Origin of the sequence: Pseudorhodoplanes sp. (assembly GCF_046289595.1) — a bacterium.
Classification (GTDB): Bacteria; Pseudomonadota; Alphaproteobacteria; order Rhizobiales; family Xanthobacteraceae; genus Pseudorhodoplanes.
Genome location: NZ_JBKBVB010000077.1, coordinates 1 through 20,984 on the forward strand (window position 1 = coordinate 1; position 20,984 = coordinate 20,984).

16 protein-coding genes are annotated in these 20,984 nt (G+C 64.6%); 7 read left to right on the forward strand and 9 right to left on the reverse strand.

Features of this window, described 5'->3' with window-relative positions:
- Nucleotides 1–44 precede the first annotated feature (44 nt).
- The 4 genes from ACK41X_RS15540 to ACK41X_RS15555 form a co-directional block, all read right to left on the reverse strand.
- A complete protein-coding gene (locus tag ACK41X_RS15540) occupies nucleotides 45–446 on the reverse strand; it encodes a PTS sugar transporter subunit IIA (protein WP_409725060.1) in 402 nt (133 codons plus the stop codon).
- Nucleotides 447–628: 182 nt separating this feature from the next.
- The gene (locus ACK41X_RS15545; protein ID WP_409725062.1) at nucleotides 629–1,075 is read right to left on the reverse strand and encodes an HPr kinase/phosphorylase; all 447 of its coding nucleotides are present in this window, start codon (nucleotides 1,073–1,075) and stop codon (nucleotides 629–631) included.
- Nucleotides 1,076–1,105: 30 nt separating this feature from the next.
- Nucleotides 1,106–2,926 (reverse strand): stimulus-sensing domain-containing protein, encoded by a 1,821-nt coding sequence (locus ACK41X_RS15550; RefSeq protein WP_409725065.1) that lies wholly within the window; start codon nucleotides 2,924–2,926, stop codon nucleotides 1,106–1,108.
- Between the two features lie 132 nt (nucleotides 2,927–3,058).
- On the reverse strand, nucleotides 3,059–3,760 hold the full coding sequence (locus tag ACK41X_RS15555; protein ID WP_409725067.1) for a response regulator transcription factor: 702 nt from the start codon (nucleotides 3,758–3,760) through the stop codon (nucleotides 3,059–3,061).
- Between the two features lie 203 nt (nucleotides 3,761–3,963).
- On the opposite strand from ACK41X_RS15555, the gene ACK41X_RS15560 reads away from it, so the two are divergent.
- The 3 genes from ACK41X_RS15560 (at nucleotide 3,964) to ACK41X_RS15570 (ending at nucleotide 7,380) form a co-directional block, all read left to right on the forward strand.
- Nucleotides 3,964–4,686, forward strand: a complete 723-nt coding sequence (locus tag ACK41X_RS15560; RefSeq protein ID WP_409725069.1) for a HugZ family protein — start codon at nucleotides 3,964–3,966, stop codon at nucleotides 4,684–4,686.
- Between the two features lie 124 nt (nucleotides 4,687–4,810).
- Nucleotides 4,811–5,434 carry an OmpA family protein gene (locus ACK41X_RS15565; RefSeq protein ID WP_409725072.1) on the forward strand — a complete coding sequence of 208 codons (624 nt, stop codon included), beginning with the start codon at nucleotides 4,811–4,813 and terminating at the stop codon, nucleotides 5,432–5,434.
- Nucleotides 5,435–5,760: 326 nt separating this feature from the next.
- A complete protein-coding gene (locus tag ACK41X_RS15570) occupies nucleotides 5,761–7,380 on the forward strand; it encodes a phosphoenolpyruvate carboxykinase (protein ID WP_409725074.1) in 1,620 nt (539 codons plus the stop codon).
- Nucleotides 7,381–7,428: 48 nt separating this feature from the next.
- Here ACK41X_RS15570 and ACK41X_RS15575 read toward each other — a convergent pair whose 3' ends face one another.
- On the reverse strand, nucleotides 7,429–8,937 hold the full coding sequence (locus tag ACK41X_RS15575) for a DUF805 domain-containing protein (protein WP_409725077.1): 1,509 nt from the start codon (nucleotides 8,935–8,937) through the stop codon (nucleotides 7,429–7,431).
- A gap of 140 nt (nucleotides 8,938–9,077) precedes the next feature.
- Here ACK41X_RS15575 and ACK41X_RS15580 point away from each other — a divergent pair, with 140 nt between their 5' ends.
- Nucleotides 9,078–10,172, forward strand: coding sequence for an NAD(P)/FAD-dependent oxidoreductase (locus tag ACK41X_RS15580; protein WP_409725080.1), 1,095 nt, complete (start codon nucleotides 9,078–9,080; stop codon nucleotides 10,170–10,172).
- 15 nt (nucleotides 10,173–10,187) lie between these two features.
- Here ACK41X_RS15580 and ACK41X_RS15585 read toward each other — a convergent pair whose 3' ends face one another.
- From ACK41X_RS15585 to polA, 4 genes are all read right to left on the reverse strand, one after another.
- Nucleotides 10,188–10,925, reverse strand: a complete 738-nt coding sequence (locus tag ACK41X_RS15585; protein WP_409725082.1) for a DUF2865 domain-containing protein — start codon at nucleotides 10,923–10,925, stop codon at nucleotides 10,188–10,190.
- 162 nt (nucleotides 10,926–11,087) lie between these two features.
- Nucleotides 11,088–11,672: an orotate phosphoribosyltransferase gene (gene pyrE, locus ACK41X_RS15590; protein ID WP_409725097.1), complete on the reverse strand. Its 585-nt coding sequence runs from the start codon at nucleotides 11,670–11,672 to the stop codon at nucleotides 11,088–11,090.
- 154 nt (nucleotides 11,673–11,826) lie between these two features.
- The gene (locus ACK41X_RS15595; RefSeq protein WP_409725084.1) at nucleotides 11,827–12,534 is read right to left on the reverse strand and encodes a glutathione S-transferase family protein; all 708 of its coding nucleotides are present in this window, start codon (nucleotides 12,532–12,534) and stop codon (nucleotides 11,827–11,829) included.
- A gap of 132 nt (nucleotides 12,535–12,666) precedes the next feature.
- On the reverse strand, nucleotides 12,667–15,729 hold the full coding sequence (polA, locus tag ACK41X_RS15600; protein ID WP_409725087.1) for a DNA polymerase I: 3,063 nt from the start codon (nucleotides 15,727–15,729) through the stop codon (nucleotides 12,667–12,669).
- Nucleotides 15,730–15,825: 96 nt separating this feature from the next.
- Between polA and hrpB the strand changes: the two genes are divergently transcribed.
- The 3 genes from hrpB (at nucleotide 15,826) to ACK41X_RS15615 (ending at nucleotide 20,720) form a co-directional block, all read left to right on the forward strand.
- Entirely contained in the window at nucleotides 15,826–18,297 is a 2,472-nt protein-coding gene (hrpB, locus tag ACK41X_RS15605; RefSeq protein WP_409725090.1) for an ATP-dependent helicase HrpB, read from the forward strand.
- Nucleotides 18,298–18,528: 231 nt separating this feature from the next.
- Nucleotides 18,529–19,041 (forward strand): TIGR02281 family clan AA aspartic protease, encoded by a 513-nt coding sequence (locus ACK41X_RS15610; protein ID WP_409725093.1) that lies wholly within the window; start codon nucleotides 18,529–18,531, stop codon nucleotides 19,039–19,041.
- Between the two features lie 179 nt (nucleotides 19,042–19,220).
- Nucleotides 19,221–20,720 (forward strand): phosphomannomutase/phosphoglucomutase, encoded by a 1,500-nt coding sequence (locus ACK41X_RS15615; protein ID WP_409725095.1) that lies wholly within the window; start codon nucleotides 19,221–19,223, stop codon nucleotides 20,718–20,720.
- The last annotated feature ends 264 nt before the right edge of the window (nucleotides 20,721–20,984 follow it).

Sequence of the window (20,984 nt, forward strand, 5' to 3'; positions counted from 1 at the left end):
CTTGTTACAGATTTCCAGCACGCGAACGATCGCGCTATCGGCAGTCATTTTCCGGCAAGAACCCGGCTGGCGATGGTGACATATTTGCGGCCGGCATCCTGCGCCGCCGCGACCGCCTCGGGCAAGGGCTGATCGCCGCGCACCTTGGCGAGCTTGACCAGCATCGGCAGATTGATACCTGCCACCACCTCGACCTTGGGCCGGCTCATGCAGGAAATGGCGAGGTTGGAGGGGGTGCCGCCGAACATATCGGTCAGGATTGCGACCCCGTCGCCGGTATCGACGCGCTTGACCGCCTCGATGATGTCCCTGCGGCGCTGCTCGACGTCGTCGTCGGGACCAATTGTGATGGCTTCGATCTGCTTTTGCGGACCGACCACATGCTCAAGCGCCGAGCGGAATTCCACGGCAAGGCGGCCGTGGGTGACGAGAACAAGGCCGATCATCAGAGACTCCGGCGGGCGCTCAGACCTGGATATGCGCCGCACGAAAGGGCGCTCATCTTGACCATCCGAATCCCCATTGCAAGGCCCGCCCGGGCGATTTCGGAGTGATGTTGCATCGCGATAGCTAAGAAAGCCACAGCCATTTTGCGAGAGGGCGCGATCCTTCGGCTTCCCCTCGCGCGCTAAAGGCTGGCCGCCCCGGCAGCACTTTCTGTCAGATAAGCCAAGATTAACGGAAACGGGTCGTTACCGGGTGCGACCGGAAGCCGCGCAAGGCGGGCGCCCAGAATCTCGGTCACGGTCGCTTCCGGCTCGGGCAGCCGCAGGCCGTCGGCCGCCGCGAGGTCGACCACGATGTGGGACAGGGCCAGTGGCTCATACGGCATGCGGACGATGCCGAGGCCGCGGACCTCGATCAGGCCCTGCAGCGCCGCGGCCGGCTGCATCAGCAGCCGGCCGTGTGCAGCGGTCAGATGAAGCCGGTCGTCGCCGACCAGGCGCACAAAGCGCGCGCGCCCGGATTGCAGAAGCGCAAGCGCAAGCCGCGATTTACCGGACCCGGACGGTCCGCGGATCAGCACGCCGCGACGACCGAACAGCAAGCCGGTGGCGTGGATGGTGGACATCATGGCGCGACATGCCCGCCGAATGGCCTCACATCAGGCCGCCGGCAATTGCACGACGAAGCGCGCACCGAGCACCAGCGGATCGGCGCCAGGATGGGTCGCCACACCGCGGCGATTCTCCGCCCAGATCTTTCCGCCATGCGCCTCGACGATCTGCTTGGAGATCGACAAGCCCAATCCGGAATTGTTGCCGAAGCCCTGATGCGGGCGGTCGGTGTAAAATCGCTCGAAAATCCGTTCGATGGCGTCTGGCCGGATCCCCGGTCCGTCATCATCCACGATGATCTCGACCTTGTCGCGGATCCGGCGCGCGGTGACACGGACGGTTCCGCCGGGCGAGGAGAACGACCGCGCATTGGCGATCAGGTTGTCGATCACCTGGCCGATCCGGGAATCGTGCCCCGGCACCACGAAAGCCTTCGGCCCGCCGCCTTCGAAGGCGAGAACGACCTGCACGTCATCGTCTTGGCGGACTTCGTTGGCGACATTGACCACGGTTGTCAGCAACGTATGCAGATCGACCGGCGCGGATTCCTGACGTTGCAGTTCGGCGTCCAGGCGGCTCGCATCGGAAATGTCCGATATCAGCCGGTCGAGCCGGCTGACGTCATGCTGGATGACGGCGAACAGCCGCTTCTGACTTTCGCGGGTCTTTGCCAGAGGAATGGTCTCGACCGCGGAGCGCAGCGAGGTCAGCGGATTCTTGAGTTCATGCGCGACATCGGCAGCAAAGCTCTCGATCGCCTCGATGCGGCTGTAAAGCACGTTGGTCATTTCGCGCAGCGCGCCGGACAGTTCACCGATCTCGTCCTTGCGATACGTGAAGTCGGGAATTTCGACACGGGACCGGACCCGGCGACGCACCCGGTCTGCGGCGTCGGCAAGGCGGCGCACGGGTCCCGCGATGGTGCGGGCGAGCAGCACCGAAAGCAGGATCATAATCACCGCCGCAACCAGAAACACCTTCAGGATCGCAATCCGTTCGGCGGTCACGCTGTCCTCGATGTCGTCGCCTTGCGTCGACAATAGCAGCACGCCGCGCACCGCCCGGAAGCGCTGCACCGGTGTTGCCACCGACACGATCACCTCGCCGCGGCTGTTCATCCGCACGATCGAACTGGTCGCCCCGGTCAGGGCGGCGACGACTTCGGGATAACCTTTGCCGTTCTGCGATCCGAGCTCCTGGTAGATCGGAAAATCGCCATGGGTCAGCCGCTTGCGGATCGACATCCATTGCCGTTCCAGAAAGCCCGGCCGATCCATCTCGGTGTTCGACAGATCGAAACGCAGGACGTCGCCGCGGCCATAAAGACTGCGGCTGTCGAGCAGCAGCACGCCCTCGCGATCATAGATGCGCGCGCGGGTATTGGTGGGGGAAATCAGCCGCCGCAACACCGGCGCAACGCGTTCCGGATTGATCGGAAACTCCATCGCCGAATCGTCCGGCCCGTAGGTTTCGCCGAGCTGCAATTCCAGCAGGCGGTCCGGATCGATGGTGATCGAATCGGTCTCGACGGCCGCTGAGGCCGCAATGGCGCCGGCAATAATCTCGGCCTGCACCTGCAGGCTGCGGATGCGCGCCTCGATGAAGAACTGGCGGGACTGTGAGAGGTAGAGAATGCCGACAAACAGCGCCACCAGGCTGGCGACGTTGAGCAGCACAATCCGTCGCGTCAGGCTCGACGAGCCCTGGCCGACAAAATACTCCCAGAACTCCGACAATCGCCGAATGAAGCCAACAGCGGCCGTCTGAGCGGGCAAGGAGGGAGCCTTGGCCGGGTGCGGCGGCGCATCGCCAGCCGGGCCGGGCCCGGTCTGTCTTTCCGATGTCAGCTGCTTGGTCCGATCGAGCACGCGCGCAACGCCCTGGCTTGGGTCCGGCAACCGATCCGTCGGCACCTCCGGCCGGGCACCAGTCTAGTTGGCCCGGTCCGACGTGCCTACCCGTGGATCGCTCCGCTGCGTTTTGCGGTCTGCCGTGGACGCTCAGGTTTCCTTGAAGCGATAGCCGACCCCATACAGGGTCTCGATCATGTCGAAGTCGTCGTCCACGACCTTGAATTTCTTGCGAAGGCGCTTGATGTGGCTGTCGATGGTGCGGTCGTCGACGTAAACCTGATCGTCATAGGCCGCGTCCATCAGCGCATTGCGGCTCTTCACGACGCCCGGACGGCTTGCCAGCGCCTGCAGGATGAGGAATTCGGTCACGGTCAGGGTGACCGGCTCGCCTTTCCAGGTGCAGGTGTGACGCTCCGGATCCATGCGCAGCAGGCCCCGCTCCAGCACCTTGGCGGTGTCGATTTCCTTCTGGGCCGTGGCGTCCTTGGGCTGACCCCGGCGCAGCACCGCCTTGACCCGCTCGACCAGCAGCCGCTGCGAGAAGGGTTTGCGGATAAAGTCGTCGGCCCCCATTTTCAGGCCGAACAATTCGTCGATCTCCTCGTCCTTGGAGGTGAGGAAAATCACCGGCATGTCGGTCTTCTGCCGGACACGGCGCAACAGCTCCATGCCATCCATCCGCGGCATCTTGATATCGAGGATCGCAAGATCGGGCGGCGACGACTTGAACCCGTCCAGCGCGGAGGCGCCGTCGGTATAGGTCATGATCCGGTAGCCCTCCGCCTCGAGGGCGATGGAGACGGACGTGAGAATATTGCGGTCGTCGTCGACGAGAGCGATGGTCGGCATGACGCCTCTTTTCTAAGACTCGGTGAATCCCCGACGGGCTTGAAGCCTGCAAAGCTGGGCCGAAATGTGTCTATTCGGCAACAACTCTATGATTCTCCTTGAATGACGAACATATCCCTCTTTTGTTCCCGCGGCCAGAGCGGGGAATGAACGCCTGACCCGGCCCAAGCGGACCGGATCGCACGGCCGGAGACCGACGCCCCATGCAGCCACAAGCCGATTTCAATCCAACGCTCGCCGCCAAGAAACTCCTGCGGGAAGCGCGTTCCGGAGCCCTGGCGACCCTGATGCCGGGAACGGGAGACCCCTATTGCTCACTGGTCAATGTGGCGACCGCCTTCGACGGCGCACCGCTGCTTCTGATCTCGAAACTTGCCATCCATACAAAAAACGTGATCGCCGACAGCCGTGTCTCCCTGATGCTGGACGAGCGCAAGGAGGGCGATCCGCTGGAAGGCGCGCGGGTCATGCTGATGGGCCGCGCCGCCGTCACAACCGATCCGCACGACCGCCGGCGCTATCTGGCGCGCCAGCCCGAGGCGGCGATGTTCGCCGGCTTCGCCGATTTCGCCTTCTACCGCATCGAGATTGCGGCCGCGCATCTGGTGGCGGGCTTCGGCCGCATCGTCGATCTGAAGCCACGGGACATTCTCATCGATCCCGCGGGAGCCGATGATCTGCTTGAATCGGAGGAGCGCGCATCGGCGCACATGAACGAGGACCACGCCGACGCCTGCCGGCTCTACGCGACAAAGCTCTGCGGCGCGCCCGATGGCGACTGGCGCTGCGCCGGCTTCGATCCGGAGGGCCTGGAATTGCAGCACGGGCGCGTTGCGCTGCGCGTCCCCTTTCCGCAGCGGGTGAACGGTGCCGGGCCTTTGCGGGCCGTGCTGGTACAGATGGCCAACGAGGCGCGCGCGGTCTGATCGAACCTGCACTCACGCTCACGCGACCAACCTGTGATCCGGCGCGACTGCGAAGCCCCTGCAAGGCGCAGGGACGATGTGGTACGATTTGGTATTGGAATGACTGCCGGATGAGGGGAGACACATGAACCGCATTACGACACTGGTCATTGCCGGCATCATGGCGCTGTTCACGGTTTCAGGAACCGTTCCGTCCCATGCGCAATCCAGCAGGATCGAAGAGGCGCTGAAGCCGAAGCAACCGGCGGGTCAGACCCGCAGCCTGACCCGCTCGCTTGGCGCCAATTCGAACGCCGCCGATCAGCAGGTTCTGCAAAAGGCGCGCACCCGCGCGATCTCGATCGAGGCGGTGGCGCCGGCGAACCGGGAAGAGCGCGCCGAGATTGCCAAGGTGATCGAGGACAAGCCGAAGGTCGATATCGCGATCTTCTTCGACTACAATTCCGATGTGATCGGGCCCAAGGCGGTCGCCGCCGTCAACGAGCTTGGCGTGGCGCTGCTGTCACCGACGCTGAAGGGATCGACCATCATCCTGAACGGGCACACCGACGCCGCCGGCAGCCCCGAATACAATCTCGATCTGTCGCACCGGCGCGCCCAGTCCGTGCGCAAATACCTGATCCAGACCTTCCAGATTCCCCCCCACCAGCTGCTGGTCGCGGGCTTCGGCTTCGAGCGGCTTAAACGGCCTGACCAGCCCTTGTCCGGCGAGAATCGCCGTGTCGAGGTGGTCAACGCCTCGAACTGAAAAGTCTGCGATGCTGAAAAATCGGGGCGGTCTGGATCGGGCCGCCCCGTTTTTTTTGGGACCGCCAACGGTTGGTTTGCGCTGCAGCACACGCCATCCTCATTAACACTGCGCCACAACACTGCGCCACTTGTTGCGGTGCAGCGAATTGGCCGCTGCAATGATGCGGCTTCAAAGGGCTTGGCATCATGACGGCGCGGCTCTAAGACACCGCGCGGCCAGCCAGGGGCCGTATCTTTGACCTATCGCAAGGGCCACACCGACATCGGCGTGTGACTGAAACCGGCCGCGGCAGACGGCCGAAGAGGTTTTTCGGAGGGCATTCCGTGCAGGAATCGGGCGTCAGAAATAAAGCCTATGGAGCGGACAAATTCGGGCTGAAGGAGCTTCAGGCCGTTCACTGGAACCTGACGGAAGCGCCGCTCTACGAGCGCGCCATCGCCGCAGGCGAAGCCAATATCGTCGCCGGCGGCGCGCTCTGCGCCGAGACCGGCCATCACACCGGCCGATCGCCGAAGGACAAGCATACCGTGGTCGACGATCTCACCCGCGACAGCGTGTGGTGGGACGGCAACCGCAAGCTCTCGAAAGAGCATTTTGACAATCTCTATGCAGACTTCCTCGCGCATTGCAAAGGCAAGCAGCTGTTCGCGCAGGACCTCTATGGCGGCGCCGACGCGAAATACCGCATCAAGGTGCGCGTCTTCACCGAACTCGCCTGGCATTCGCTGTTCATCCGCACCCTGCTGATCCGCCCCGAGCGCGCCGAGCTTGCGGATTTTGTGCCGGACATGACCATCATCGACCTGCCCTCGTTCCGGCCGGATGCCGCGCGCCACGGCGGCCGCGAGGGCTCCGACACCATGGTGGCGATCGACTTCACCCGGAAGATCGTGCTGATCTGCGGCAGCTCTTACGCCGGCGAGATGAAAAAGTCGGTCTTCACCACGCTGAATTTCTATCTGCCGGCGCAGGGCGTGATGCCGATGCATTGCTCGGCCAATGTCGGCCCGAACGGCGATTCCGCGCTGTTCTTCGGCCTGTCGGGCACCGGCAAGACCACGCTGTCGGCCGATCCGAGCCGCACCCTGATCGGCGACGACGAGACCGGCTGGAGCCCGGACGGCATCTTCAATTTCGAAGGCGGCTGCTACGCAAAATGCGTGGATCTGACCCACGAAAAGGAGCCGCTGATCTGGGACGCCACCAACCGCTTCGGCGCGGTGCTGGAGAACGTGGTTTTCGATCCGAATACCCGCGTGCCCGATTACACCGACATTTCCAAGACCGAGAATACCCGCTCGGCCTATCCGCTCGACTTCATCCCGAATGCCTCTCGCTCGGGCTGTGCCGGGCATCCGAAGAACATCATCTTCCTGACGGCCGATGCCTATGGCGTGATGCCGCCGATCGCCAAGCTGACCCCGGCGCAGGCGATGTATCACTTCCTGTCGGGCTATACCGCGAAGGTCGCCGGCACCGAGAAGGGTCTGGTCGGCGTGCAGCCGGAATTCTCGACCTGCTTCGGCGCACCGTTCCTGCCGCGTCCGCCAGCCGAATACGGCAACCTGCTGCGCGGCTATATCGCCAAACACAATGTCGATTGCTGGCTGGTCAATTCCGGCTGGACCGGCGGCAAATACGGCGAAGGCCGGCGCATGCCGATCAAGGCGACCCGTGCGCTGGTGACTGCCGCGCTCGACGGCTCGCTGAAGAACGCGTCGTATCGCACCGACCCCTATTTCGGATTTTCCGTGCCGACCTCGGTGCCGGGCATCGAGCCGCATCTGCTGTACCCGATGAAGACCTGGCAGAACAAAAAGGACTTCGACGAAACCGCGCGCGCGCTGGTGAAGATGTTCCAGGACAATTTCGCCAAGTTCGAGAGCAAGGTCGACGCCGAGGTGCGCGCCGCGGCACCGGAAGTCCGGATCGCGGCGGAGTAAAGAAAGCCAACTCACCAAACAAAAAGGGCGATCGCAGATCGCCCTTTTTTATTGCCCGGCCACGGAAGCCGTGGCCGATCGCAGCGACCGGCGCAAAAAATCGCTGATCACGGCCGTCAGCCTTTCGGCCGTCGTGGTATTGGGTTGGCGAAACCAGCCCTGCTCGGTCAGCACCGGCGGAAATGTCGGACGCGCATGAAGGCTGTGGTACTGGATGCCGATAAGCCGGTCTCCGTCGGGATTGACCAGCCGCAATTCGAACGGCCCGCCTTCGAGCGGATAGGCTTTCTGCTTGTCGGCAAACGTGCTCGATCGCCCGATCCTGAGCAGAAGATAATCCTCCGGCAGCGCATTGACGACCTGCTGTTGGTTTTGGCTGCGGCCGGTCGGACGATCAAACTGCACAAGGCGCGAACCATACGCGCCCTTATAAATCACACGATCGATGCCGGGCACCTGCCACACCGCGCGCATGCCGGAGACGTTGCGAGACTCGATCACCATGGTTCGTGGAATGCGGCCGGCGACCGTCGTCGGAATGGCAGCAACCTCGGTGGCTTCCCGGGCCGCCGCACTCGATGCTTGCCAATAAGAATAGGCCCAGCCCGCGATCGGCAGCAGCGCAACGGCCAGAAATGTCACCGCACCAATGCTCCGACGGGTGAAAACCAGATAAGCGCCCAGCAACACGCAGAAATACAATAGCGTCGTCGGGAGCACGATCGTGGTGGCCTGAACCAGCAGCACCAGGGGCAGCAAATTGCTGCCGATCGATATCGCGACCGCCGCGATTGCCAATCCAAGGCTGCACAGCAGCAATCGCATGATCGGAAGACCGGCTGCCTGCGGCGGCGCGGGCCCGGAGACGTCCGTTGCAGTCGCGACATAGCCGCGCTCACGCCACGCGATCCAGATCAGGACCGCAACCAGAGCAATCATCACGTACGGGGTATATTGCGCAATCGGCCACCCCGCCCATCCGATCGAGTAGACGAACGGAAGCAAGGCCGGAAACGTCGATAGAGCTTTGACCGTCGCCGACAGGCTGACGAGCACCCCAAGCCCGAACGCGATCCAGCCAGCTGCGCCAAACGGATTGCTGGAAGTCATATTGCCTCCGCGCGTCGGCAGCATACACAGGATGCCGATGACAGCCAGCGCGAGCAATGCATAGGCCGGAAACGTCGTGAACAGAACGCCGCTTGAAAAAGCCAGCGACCACGGCGCTCCGGAGAAGACCAAGAAGGCGCGGTCGGCGCACCATAGCAATGGGATGAACAGTCCGGTCCAGCCGGGAAGCCCCGCATCGCTGGCGCGCCGCATTGAAATGCCAATAAAGGAGAATACAAAGAGGACGAATACAAGCGGCTTGTAAGCCATCGCGCCGACAAGACCGACGGCGCCGCAAGCTCCGCCGATCCCTCGACATCCCGTCATCGACACCAGCGCCGTCAGAAAGAGCGGAAAGCCAACGACCGTTGCGGCGAACAGCGCTATCCGCAGAGCCGAGCCCCAGAAAAACGCTTTGCGGCCAATGCGTCCGGTGAATGTGAACATTGGACAGGGTCCGGCATGCAGATTGACGGCGTCATCACACCGGGACAGCGCTTAACGAAAGGTTGTGATTGAGCCGCAGGCAAAGTCGTGTTTTCAACGTGTTTAACACGCTGCAATACGCACTCTCCCCGCGGGTAACCATGCAGATTCTCATCATAGGCGCTGGAGTCGTCGGACTCGCCGTCGCGCGGGCGGCGGCACGCGCCGGTCATGACGTCATCGTGGCCGAGGCCGCGGACGCGATCGGCACCGGCATTTCCTCGCGCAATTCCGAAGTCATCCATGCCGGGATGTATTATCCGACCGGCTCGCTGCGCGCCGCGCTCTGTCCGCGCGGCAACCGCATGCTTTACGATTTCTGCGAGACCTACGGGGTCGCACATCGTCGCTGCGGCAAGCTGATCGTGGCGACCAACGATGCCGAGCGCGCCCGCATCGAGGCGATCCATGCGCAGGGCCGCATCAATGGTGTGGAGGGGCTCGAACTGATCGGCGGCAATGCCGCGCGCGATCTCGAGCCGGACTTGTCCTGCATCGCGGCGTTGATGTCGCCTGCGACCGGCATCATCGACGGCCATGCATACATGCTGGCGCTGCAGGGCGACCTCGAGGACCATGGCGGCGCGATCGCATTCGAGACGCCGGTCGAGCGGCTGATGCCGATGCGCAATGGCTGGCGCGTCAGGTTCGGCGGCCGCGAGGCGGGTCATCTCGATGTCGACGCCCTGGTGAATTGCGCCGGGCTGTCAGCGCAGCGAATCGCACGCAGCATCGAGGGTTATCCGGCGGCGCGCATTCCGAAACAGGTGCTGGCGAAAGGCAATTACTTCGCCTATGCGGGCCGGCCGGTCTTCACCCGGCTGATCTATCCGACGCCGGTGGACGGCGGGCTCGGCGTGCATGTCACGCTCGACCTCGCCGGACGCATGCGTTTCGGTCCCGATGTCGAATGGATTGCGTCGGAGGACTACAATGTCGATCCGGCGCGCGCCGCCTCGTTCTATGCGCGCATCCGCACCTACTGGCCCGGCTTGCCCGACAACACGCTGGTGCCGGACTATGCCGGCATTCGACCGAAGCTCACCGGCCCAGGCGAGCCTGCGGCGGATTTTATGATCGACGGGCCGGCCGAGCATGGCATGAGCGGTCTGGTCAATCTGTTCGGGATCGAATCGCCCGGGCTGACCTGTTCTCTGGCGCTCGCCGACGACGTTGTGACGCGTCTGAACGCCTGACCCGCCTTGCGGACGTTACCGAACGGTTTGCGAGCGGGGTTCGGCGTCATGGCTGGCGACGGCGTCGCTGCCGGCTGCGCCTTCGGTTTCCACCACCGTGGGCGTCGGCGCCACCCGCGTCGCGGTCAGGCGTTCGCGCAGGGCGGGCGGCAGGCCCGGTGCGCTGGCCGCCGGCACGAAGGCGGAATAGCGGCCATCGTTGCGATACGTCATCAGCCCTTCGTTGGTGGCGACGATGTCGCCCGGACGCAATGTCGGATCGTCTTCATCGTCGAACGGCACCAGCCCCATCGGGCTCTGGCCGTTGCAGGTGCAGTCGGCCACGACCTTGTCGCGATAGACGAAGGCGTTCGGCAGATCGACATAACGCTGCCCGTTCGGCGCAACGGCGTTCGCAATATTGCCGCCGCCGCTGGAAAAAATCTGGGTGGGCGCATGCGGGCAGAACGACCGGCACATCTCGGCGGCGCTCATCCTGCCGCGGCCGCTGACCGGGAAGTAGCGGCCGTCGCACAGCCGCACGCAATAGCCCGAAGACAGACCGCCGCCGTGGTGGCTGTCGCCGCCGGCATGGTTTGAATTGGCCATGGCCGGCGCGCGCGGCGGCGTCATCGCACGCTTGAAGCCGCCGAACAGGCTTTCGAAAATATTCTGTGCGGATGCGGGGGCCGGCGCTTCCACGAGCAACAACGCAGCCAGTCCCGCAATCGTGGCGAGCCGCCACGGACGCAATCGAACGCCACCCCGAGCCACGGCGGGCTCCTTTCATCCGTGAATGTCCCGCCTGCAAACGCACCAAAAGCGAATTGGTTGCGTCGGCCCGGCACAGCAACACCCGACGCCACGGGTTACCGGGCGGGATTCTAGAGGCATCGGGTAAACGAGCCGATAACCAATCGCGGCAAAAATCCGGCGTCAGGACTTCAGGAATTCGCCCGCCTTGTAGAGCGAGCGGAAGGCCAGCCCCGCGTCCTGGAAGGTCTCCGTCGCGCCCTCCTCGCGATCGACCATGGTCAGCACCATGACGATTTCGGCGCCGGATTCGCGCACGGCATCGGCGGCCTTGATGGCGGAGCCGCCTGTCGTCGTGACGTCTTCGACGATCACCACGCGCTTGCCGGAAAGCGATTCGCCCGGCGCCAGCCCCTCGACCGACAGCCTCGCGCCGTGCTCTTTCGGCTTTTTGCGCACGAAGAAGGCCTGGATCGGCTTGCCGCGCATGAAGGAGAGCTGCGCGATGGCGCCCGCGAGCGGCACCGCGCCCATTTCCAGTCCGCCGACATAGTCAATGTTTTCGCCAGCGAGTGCATCGAGCGTCAGCTCGGCCAGCAAAGCTGCACCTTCGGCATCGAGCATGGTCGGCTTCAGGTTGAAATAGAAGTCGCTCTTGCGCCCGGAGGCGAGCGTGATCTCGCCGCGTCCGAACGAGCGTCTGCGGATGATGTCGTGCAGGCGCGAGCGAATATCCGCGACATGCGCGCGCGGTTGCGGGGCAGACATCTGGGTGCCGGTCTTGGTCATGGCGCCTCTACTAACATCTGCGCGCCGGCCCTGTCATTTGGCGCTGGCCGGGCGGCACATTTTCCCCAATGATCTTGCACGATTTTGACCGCAATCGGGATTGTCGATGTGAGGCTCCAACGTCCCGCGATGCTCACCCCGGCCGCTTCGGACTCTCGAGCCCCCGCTGCACCGCCGGACGCGCCAGCGCCGCATCGAGCCAGCGCGGCACTTCGGTCAGCGTGTCGTACTCGACCAGCTCGCGCGCGCCATAGAAGCCGATCAGATTGCGCACCCAGCCGATGCTCGCGACATCAGCAATGGTGAAATCGTCGCCCATGATCCATTTGCGGCCCTTCAACCGGGTTTCCAGCACGCCGAGAAGCCGCTTCGATTCATTGACGTAGCGATCGCGCGGCCGCTTGTCCTCGTAGTCCTTGCCCGCGAACTTGTGGAAGAAGCCGACCTGTCCGAACATCGGCCCGATGCCGCCCATCTGGAAATGCACCCATTGCACCGTGTGCCAGCGCGCGCTCGGATCGGCCGGGATCAGCTTGCCGGTTTTCTCCGCGAGATAGTGCAGGATCGCACCCGATTCCCACAGGCCAATCGGCTGTCCGCCGGGACCGTCCGGATCGATGATCGCGGGAATCTTCCCGTTCGGGTTGAGCGAGAGAAATTCTTCCGTCCAGCTCTCGTTCTGGCCGATATTCACTGCATGGGCTTCATAGGGCAGGCCGATCTCTTCCAGCGCGATCGAGACCTTCACGCCGTTCGGGGTCGGGAACGAGTAAAGCTGCAGGACATCGGGATTTTGCGCGGGCCATTTCTTGGTGATGGGGAAGGTGGAAAGAGGGGACATTCAGGAAATTGCCTTTCGTCATTTCGGGGCTCGCGCAGAGCGCGAGAACCCGGAATCCAGATGAGGGGGCGGTGGTCTTTTACTGGATTCCGGGTTCGCGCCTTCGGCGCGCCCCGGAATGACAGCCATGCGCTAATGCGCTTCGTCCCAGTTATCGGCGGCCCGGGCCTCGACCGAGAGCGGCACATGAAGCTGCACCGCGGGCATCGGCGCATCTTCCATGACGCGCCTGACCACCGGCAAAGTCCGCTCGACCTCGGCATCGGGGACCTCGAACACCAGTTCGTCATGCACCTGCAGCAGCATCTGCGCCGACAGTCCGGCGTCGCGGAGCGCATCGTCCATCCGTATCATGGCACGGCGGATGATGTCGGCCGCCGAGCCCTGCAGCCGCGCATTGATCGCGGCGCGCTCGTTGAACGCACGCAATGACGGATTTGACGCCTTGATGTCCGGGTAATGGCACTTGCGCCCGAACAGCGTCTCGACATAGCCGTGCTCGCGGCAGAAATCGCGGGTCTCGTCCATATAGGCGCGGATGCCCGGGAAGCGCTCGAAATACTTCTTGATGTAGGCGCCGGCTTCCTCGCGCGGAATCCCGAGCTGGTTGGCGAGGCCGAAGGCCGAGATGCCGTAGATGATGCCGAAATTGATCGCCTTGGCGCGGCGGCGCACTTCGGCCGGCATGTCCTTCACCGGCACGCCGAACATTTCCGACGCCGTCATCGCGTGAATGTCAGTGCCGTCGCGGAAGGCCTGACGCAGCGCCGGCACGTTGGCGACTTCCGCGAGCAGCCGCAATTCGATCTGCGAATAATCGGCTGAGACCAGCTTGTGGCCGGGCTTCGCGACGAAGGCCTTCCTGATCTTGCGTCCGGCCTCGGTGCGGATCGGAATGTTCTGCAGGTTGGGCTCCGACGATGACAGACGGCCGGTCGTCGTCGCGGCCAGCGCGTAATTCGTATGCACGCGCTGCGTCTTCGGATCGACGTAGTTCGGCAGCGCATCGGTATAGGTCGAGCGCAGTTTGGAGACCTGCCGCCAGTCGAGAATCTTCTGCGGCAATTCGTGACCCTGCTCGGCGAGCTCCTCCAGCACCTGCGCGGAGGTCGACCATGCGCCGGTCTTGGTCTTGGTGCCGCCAGGCAGGCCCATCGACCCGAACAGGACATCGCCGATCTGCTTCGGCGAGCCGAGATTGAACGGCTGGCCCGCCACCTTCTGCGCTTCCTCTTCAAGGCGCGCGCTTTCGGTGGCGAATTCTCCCGAGAGCCGCGCCAGCGTCTGGCGGTCGATCGAAATGCCGCGCGCCTCCATGCGGCCGAGCACCGCGATCAGCGGACGCTCCAGCGTCTGGTACACATTCATCATGTGTTCGGCCGCGAGCCGCGGCTTCAGCACATGCCAGAGCCGGAGCGTCGCATCGGCATCTTCCGCGGCATATTCGGCCGCGCGCTCGATCGGCACGCAGTCGAATGCGACGCGGGTTTTGCCGGACTTGGTGATCTCGTTGAAATCGATCACAGTGTGATCGAAATAGCGCTTCGCCAGTGTCGCCACATCGTGCGAGACGCGGCCGGAATCGACGACATAGGACATCAGCATGGTGTCGTCGTAAGGCGACAGCTCGATGCCGCGCTGCGCGAAAATCTGCCAGTCAAATTTCAGATTGTGCCCGATCTTGAGAACGCCCCTGTCCTCGAACAGGGGGCGCATTGCGTCGAGAGCGTCCTTCTCGGAAATCTGGTGCGGCGCGAGACCTGCGTCGAACAGCCCCTCACCCTCGCCGGTGTTGCGATGCGCGACCGGCACATAGCAGGCCTCGTTGGGCGTGATCGCGAGCGAGAATCCGCAGAGTGTCGCCTGCATTGGGTCGAGCGAATTGGTCTGCGTGTCGATCGCGACCTGCCCGGCATCGATGGCGCGCACGATCCAGGCCTTCAGCCGCGCGAGATCGCGGACGATTTCGTATTTCGAGCGGTCGAACGGCAGCGCCTTCAGCTTTGCGAGGCGCGCTTCGGCAAGCGAGACAGGCGTGTAAACCTGTTGCTCGGTGGCACTCCCTCCGCCCTTGCTCCTGTTCATCCCTCCCCCTGCAAGGGGGAGGGTCGTCCGCGCAGCCGACGGGGTGGAGGTTTGTTGAGGCGCGCCGTCCTCCGGCCGCACCGGCGGCAGCGGCGGGGCGCCGGCACTCAACCGCGCATCCGGCTCGATCTGGCTGGCGTCGATGTCGGCAGCCTCCGCCACGCGCCGCGTCAGCGTGGTGAACTCCATCGCCTTCAGGAACGCGATCAGTTTCTTGTAGTCGGGCTCGTGGACCGCGAGGTCTTCGACCGGCACGGCGAGCGCGACATTGCGGTCGAGTGTCACCAGCCGCTTCGAGATGCGCGCGGCTTCCGCATTGTCGATCAGGGTCTGGCGGCGCTTCTCCTGCTTGATCTCGCTCGCGCGCGACAAGAGCGTTTCCAGATCGCCATATTCGCCGATCAGTTGCGCCGCGGTCTTCACGCCGATGCCCGGCACGCCCGGCACGTTGTCGGTGGAATCACCGATCAGCGCCTGCACTTCGATGACCTTGTCCGGCGGCACGCCGAATTTCTCGATCACCTCGGCGACGCCGATCTTCTTGTCCTTCATGGTGTCGTACAGGATCACGCAGTCGTTCACGAGCTGCATCAGATCCTTGTCGGACGACACGATGGTGGTGCTCGCGCCCGCCTCGCAGGCGAGCCGCGCATAGGTCGCGATCAGGTCGTCGGCCTCGTAGCCGGCCTGTTCGAGGCACGGGATGTCGAAGGCCTGCACCGCCTCGCGGATCAGCGGGAATTGCGGGATCAGGTCGGCCGGCGCCTCCGGCCGGTGCGCCTTGTAGTCGGGAAAGAAATCGGTGCGGAAGGTCTTTTCCGACTTGTCGAACACCACCGCGAGATGGGTCGGCCGGTCCTCGGGCTTCATCTCGCGGAGAAGCTTCCACAGCATGTTGCAGAAGCCGAGCACCGCGTTGATCTGCAGTCCGTCCGACTTGCGGTTGAGCGGCGGCAGTGCGTGATAGGCGCGGAAAATGTAGCCCGAGCCGTCGACCAGGAAGACGTGGTCGCCTTTCTTCAGTGCGGCGGCAGTCGCGGGCTTTGGCGGCTTCGCGGCAGACGGGGCGGCCGCCTTGGCGGCGGATTTGGTGGATTTCGGTGCGGGCATGAGGGGCAATGTGGGCCGTCCGGCGCGCAATGGCAACGGAGGCGGTGGATATCTTGCGCGACATGCGCCATGGGGAACACAACACGATAGCGCACCATGCAAAGCTTCGATTCCCCCCTGCCCATTGACGACGCGCTGCCGGCGCTGACCCAGGCGCTGCGCGCGCGCGAGGCCGCCGTGCTGGTCGCCCCGCCGGGCGCCGGCAAGACCACGCGGGTGCCCTTGGTGCTGATGGACGAACCCTGGGCCGCGGGAAAGAAAATCATCGTGCTGGAACCGCGCCGCCTCGCCGCGCGCGCGGCGGCCGAACGGATGGCGAAGACGCTGGGCGAGCAGGTCGGCGACACGGTGGGCCTGCGGGTGCGGTTCGGCTCGAAAGTGTCGAAGCGCACCCGGATCGAGGTCGTCACCGAGGGGATCTTCACCCGCATGATCCTCGACGATCCCGAGCTGACCGGAATCGCCGCCGTCCTGTTCGACGAGTTCCACGAGCGCTCGCTCGACGCCGATCTGGGCCTCGCCTTCGCCCGCGACGCGCAGCAAAGCCTGCGCGAGGATTTGAAGCTGCTGGTGATGTCGGCCACGATCGACGGCGCGCGCGTGGCGGGGAGGCTCGGCGACGCGCCGCAGATCGAAAGCCTCGGCCGCGCTTTCCCGGTCGAGACGCGCTACCTGCCGCGTGACGCACGCGCGCATATCGAGCCACAGGTCGCGGATGCGGTGATGCGCGCGCTGCGAACCGATCCCGGTTCGGTGCTCGTGTTTCTGCCTGGACAGGCCGAAATCCGGCGCACCGAAACACTGCTCAAGGAGCGTGTCACCGATCCTGCCGTCGATATCGTCGCGCTCTATGGCGCGCTTGATGCGCAGGTGCAGGACCGCGCGATTGCGCCTGCGCCGCCCGGACGGCGCAAGGTGGTGCTCGCGACCTCCATCGCGGAAACCTCACTCACCATCGAAGGCGTGCGCATCGTGATCGATTCCGGTCTCGCCCGCGTGCCGCGCTTCGAGCCGGGCACCGGGCTGACGCGGCTGGAAACGGTACGGGTCTCGCGCGCCGCCGCCGATCAGCGCCGCGGCCGCGCCGGCCGCACCGAACCGGGTGTCTGCTACCGGCTCTGGAGCGAGCCGGAGACCGCCTCGCTCGAGGCCTATGCGCGGCCGGAAATTCTCTCCGCGGACCTGTCCTCCTTCGCGCTCGATCTCGCGCAATGGGGCGTCAGCGATCCGGCAACGCTGACCTTTCTCGATCCGCCGCCGCAGGCCGCCTACACCGAAGCGCGCAAACTCTTGATCGAACTCGGCGCGCTCGACAGCGACGGCCGCATCACCGATGAAGGCAAGGCGTTGCGCGCGCTGCCGTTGCCGCCGCGGCTGGCGCGCATGGTGGTGGATGCCGCGCGCGAGGCCGCAGGCGAAACGGCGGCGCAGATTGCGGTACTCGTCACCGAGCGCGGGCTGGGCGGCAACGATGTGGACCTGACGCACCGGCTCGACCAGTTCCGGCGCGACCGTTCGCGGCGCGCGGACGAGGCGCGCGCCATGGCGAAGCGATGGGCCGATTCAGCGACGCGAGGCACGTCCTGGAATGATGACATCAGCGCCGGCGCGCTTCTCGCCCTCGCCTATCCCGACCGCATCGCGAAGAACCGCGGCGGCGGACAGGGGTCGTTCCTGCTCGCGAACGGCCGCGGCGCGATGCTCGATCCCGCGCTCTCGCTGGCGCGCGAGCCGTTCATCGTGGTGGCCGATCTGTCCGGCAGCGCGCAGCAGGCGCGCATCCTGCTGGCCGCCCCTATCACGCTTGCCGAGATCGAAGCGCGCTTCGCCGATCGCATCGCGCAGCGCGACGAGGTGACGGTCGACCCGGCGACGCTCAGCCTGCGCGGCCGCAGGGCAAAGAAGCTCGGCGCCATTGCACTGTCCGAGCAGATCGCGCCGGTCACGCCGTCGCCGGAGAATGCGCGCCTGCTCGCCGATACCATTGCCAAGGCCGGCCTCGACCGCCTGCCCTTCAGCAAGCATCTCAAGCAATGGCGCGACCGCGTCATGTTCCTGCGCAAGTCCGAGGGCGACGAATGGCCGGACCTGTCGGACGCAGCCCTCACCGCAAGCGCGCAGGACTGGCTTGCGCCGCTCCTCACAGACAAGATTGCGCTGAAGGACATCGGCGCCGACGATCTCTCCAGCGCGATCATGGAGCTGCTGCCGTGGCCGATGCGGCGGCGGCTCGACGCCGAAGCACCGACCCATTTCGAGGCGCCGACTGGCACCCATGTCCCGATCGACTACGAGGCCGAAGCAGGTCCCACCATTGCGATCCGCGTCCAGGAATTGTTCGGGCTCAGCCGTCACCCCACCATCGCGGGCGGCCGCGTGCCGCTGGTGATCGAGCTGCTCTCGCCCGCGCAGCGGCCGGTGCAGGTGACGAAAGACCTGCCCGGCTTCTGGGCCGGAAGCTATGCCGCGGTGAAAGCCGAAATGCGCGGGCGCTATCCGAAACATCCCTGGCCGGACGATCCCGCGAATGCCGTCCCGACGCGGCGCACCAAGCGCGCGAGGACGTAATCCGTTTCTCTCCGCTCATTCCCGCGAAAGCGGGAATCCAGTGTTATGATTTCTGGATCCCCCGTCGTGGGGACGAGCGGACAAGCGGAATTGCTACAATTCGAACGATCCGGTTCAGCATGCGGCGACCATCGCGCCGCGCAATACCGCGCCGCGCACCGCCCGTTAGCACGGCATTCGCCATCGCCGTGCTCTGCTGCGGACATTGGCGGGCGGGTGGCGATCCCGGACATGCGCAGTCTTTTGGTTGTTGCAGGAATGGTGGCGGGCATCGCGGCGCTGATCGCGTCGTGGCTCGAACGCGGCACCACGCCTCCGGCACAGCCCGAACCGAAAGCCGCAATCGCCGCGGTTCAGCCGGCGCTAAGCAGCGGCCGCAGCGTCACCATTCCCCGCGACTCCCGCGGCCATTTCCAGGTCGAGGGCCGGATCGACGGCCGCCGCATCGGTTTCATGGTCGATACCGGCGCCTCCGTCATCGCACTGACCGAACGCGAGGCCGCGCGGCTCGGCATCCGTCCGATGCGCAACGACTATACCGCGCAGGTGCGGACCGCGAACGGCACCGTGAAAGCCGCGCCCGTCATGCTGGGCAGCGTCGATATCGGCGGGCTCGTGGTGCGCGACGTGCAGGCGCTGGTGGTGCCGGGCGACGCGCTTGGCGAAAACCTTCTCGGGCTGTCCTATCTGACGCGGCTCAAGCGCTTCGAATATGCCAACAACAAGCTGGTGCTGGAAAACTGAGCGCTTCCCTCTGCCGTGAGCGAAGCGGGTGCTCTTATCCCTCCCCCGCGTAGCGGCGGGAAGGGAAAGACAGCGCCCCGGAATGACCACAATAGGCAACCATGTGGGGCAACCATTTCCCCACCCGTCGCGTTTAGGCTATTGCTCCCGCCAATTTCATCGCCCGCCCGAGGACACGCATGTTTCCGAAGCCTGCGGCGCAACTTGCGCCCAACACCTATGCCTATGAATCCCAGCCGATGGTGAAGCCGACGGGCTTCCGCGAATACGACGCGCGCTGGCTGCTCGGCCGCGAAATCAACCTGATGGGCATGCAGTGGCTCGGCATGGGAATCGGCACGCTGGTCCACGAGATGGGCGTGCGGCCGGATATCGTGACCGGTCACGATTTCCGCGGCTATTCCGCCTCGGTGAAGATGGCGCTGACCGCCGGCATGATGGCGGCCGGCATGCGGGTGCGCGATATCGGGCTCGCCTTGTCGCCGATGGCCTATTTCGCGCAGTTCGATCTGGACGTGCCCTGCGTTGCGATGGTCACCGCTTCGCATAACGACAACGGCTGGACCGGCGTGAAGATGGGCGCCAACCGCCCGCTGACCTTCGGCCCCGACGAGATGACGCGGCTCAAGGAGATCGTGCTGAACGCCGCGTTCAAGACCCGCGAGGGCGGTTCCTACCAGTTCATCGACGATTTCCCGGCGCGCTATATCGCCGATCTCACCAACCGGCCGAAGCTGAAGCGCAAGTTGCGCGTGGTCTGCGCCTGCGGCAATGGCACGGCCGGCGCGTTCGCCCCGAAGGTGCTGGAAGCGATCGGCTGCGAGGTGATCCCGCTCGATTGCGAGCTCGATCACACCTTCCCAAAATACAATCCCAATCCCGAAGACATGGAGATGCTGCACGCGATGCGCGATGCGGTGCTGCATCACAAGGCCGATGTTGCGTTCGGCTTCGACGGCGACGGCGACCGCTGCGGTGTGGTCGACAACGAGGGCGAGGAGATTTTCGCCGACAAGATCGGCGTCATGCTGGCGCGTGACATCTCCGCGCTGCATCCGGGCGCGACCTTCGTGGTGGACGTAAAATCCACCGGACTGTTCGCCACCGACCCGGTGCTGATCGCCAACAAGGCGAAGGCGGATTACTGGAAGACCGGGCACTCCTACATGAAGCGCCGCGTGAACGAGAGCCGCGCGCTGGTCGGCTTCGAGAAGTCGGGCCACTTCTTCTTCAACAAGCCGTTCGGCCGCGGCTATGACGACGGCCTCGTCTCCGCGATCGCCGTCTGCGACATGCTCGATCGCAACCCCGGCAAGAGCATGAGCGACCTGAAGAACGCGCTGCCGAAGACATGGTCGTCGCCGACCATGTCGCCGCATTGCGACGACGAAAAGAAATACGGCATCGTCGATGCGGTGGTGAAGCATTTCGAGAAGGCGAAAGCGGAGGGCGGCAAGGTCGCAGGTCAAGCGATCCGCGATCTCGTCACCGTCAATGGCGTGCGCGTCACCGTCGAGGACGGCACCTGGGGCCTCGTGCGCGCCTCATCGAACAAGCCGGAACTGGTCGTGGTGGTGGAGAGCCCCGCATCCGAAGCGCGCATGCGCGAGATGTTCAAGGCGGTGGACGGCGTGCTGCGCACGCATCCGGAAGTGGGCGAGTATAATCAGACGATTTGATGGGCCAGCGCCGTACATCGCTGTCACGCGCGGGCTTGGCCCGCGCATCCATTTTCTTCGCAATATCGTTTCGACAAAAGATGGATGGTCGGGTCAAGCCCGGCCATAACCAGCGCTGCTCCGCCTGCTCGCTGAGGTGCGGAGCTAGGTTCTGTACCCATAAAGGGGATTCCCGAAGCGGGTGTAAAGTGATTCAACCTCCTGACGGAGGAGATCATGGCCCGTTTCGATCTCAGTGATGCGGAGTGGCGGATCATCGCGCCG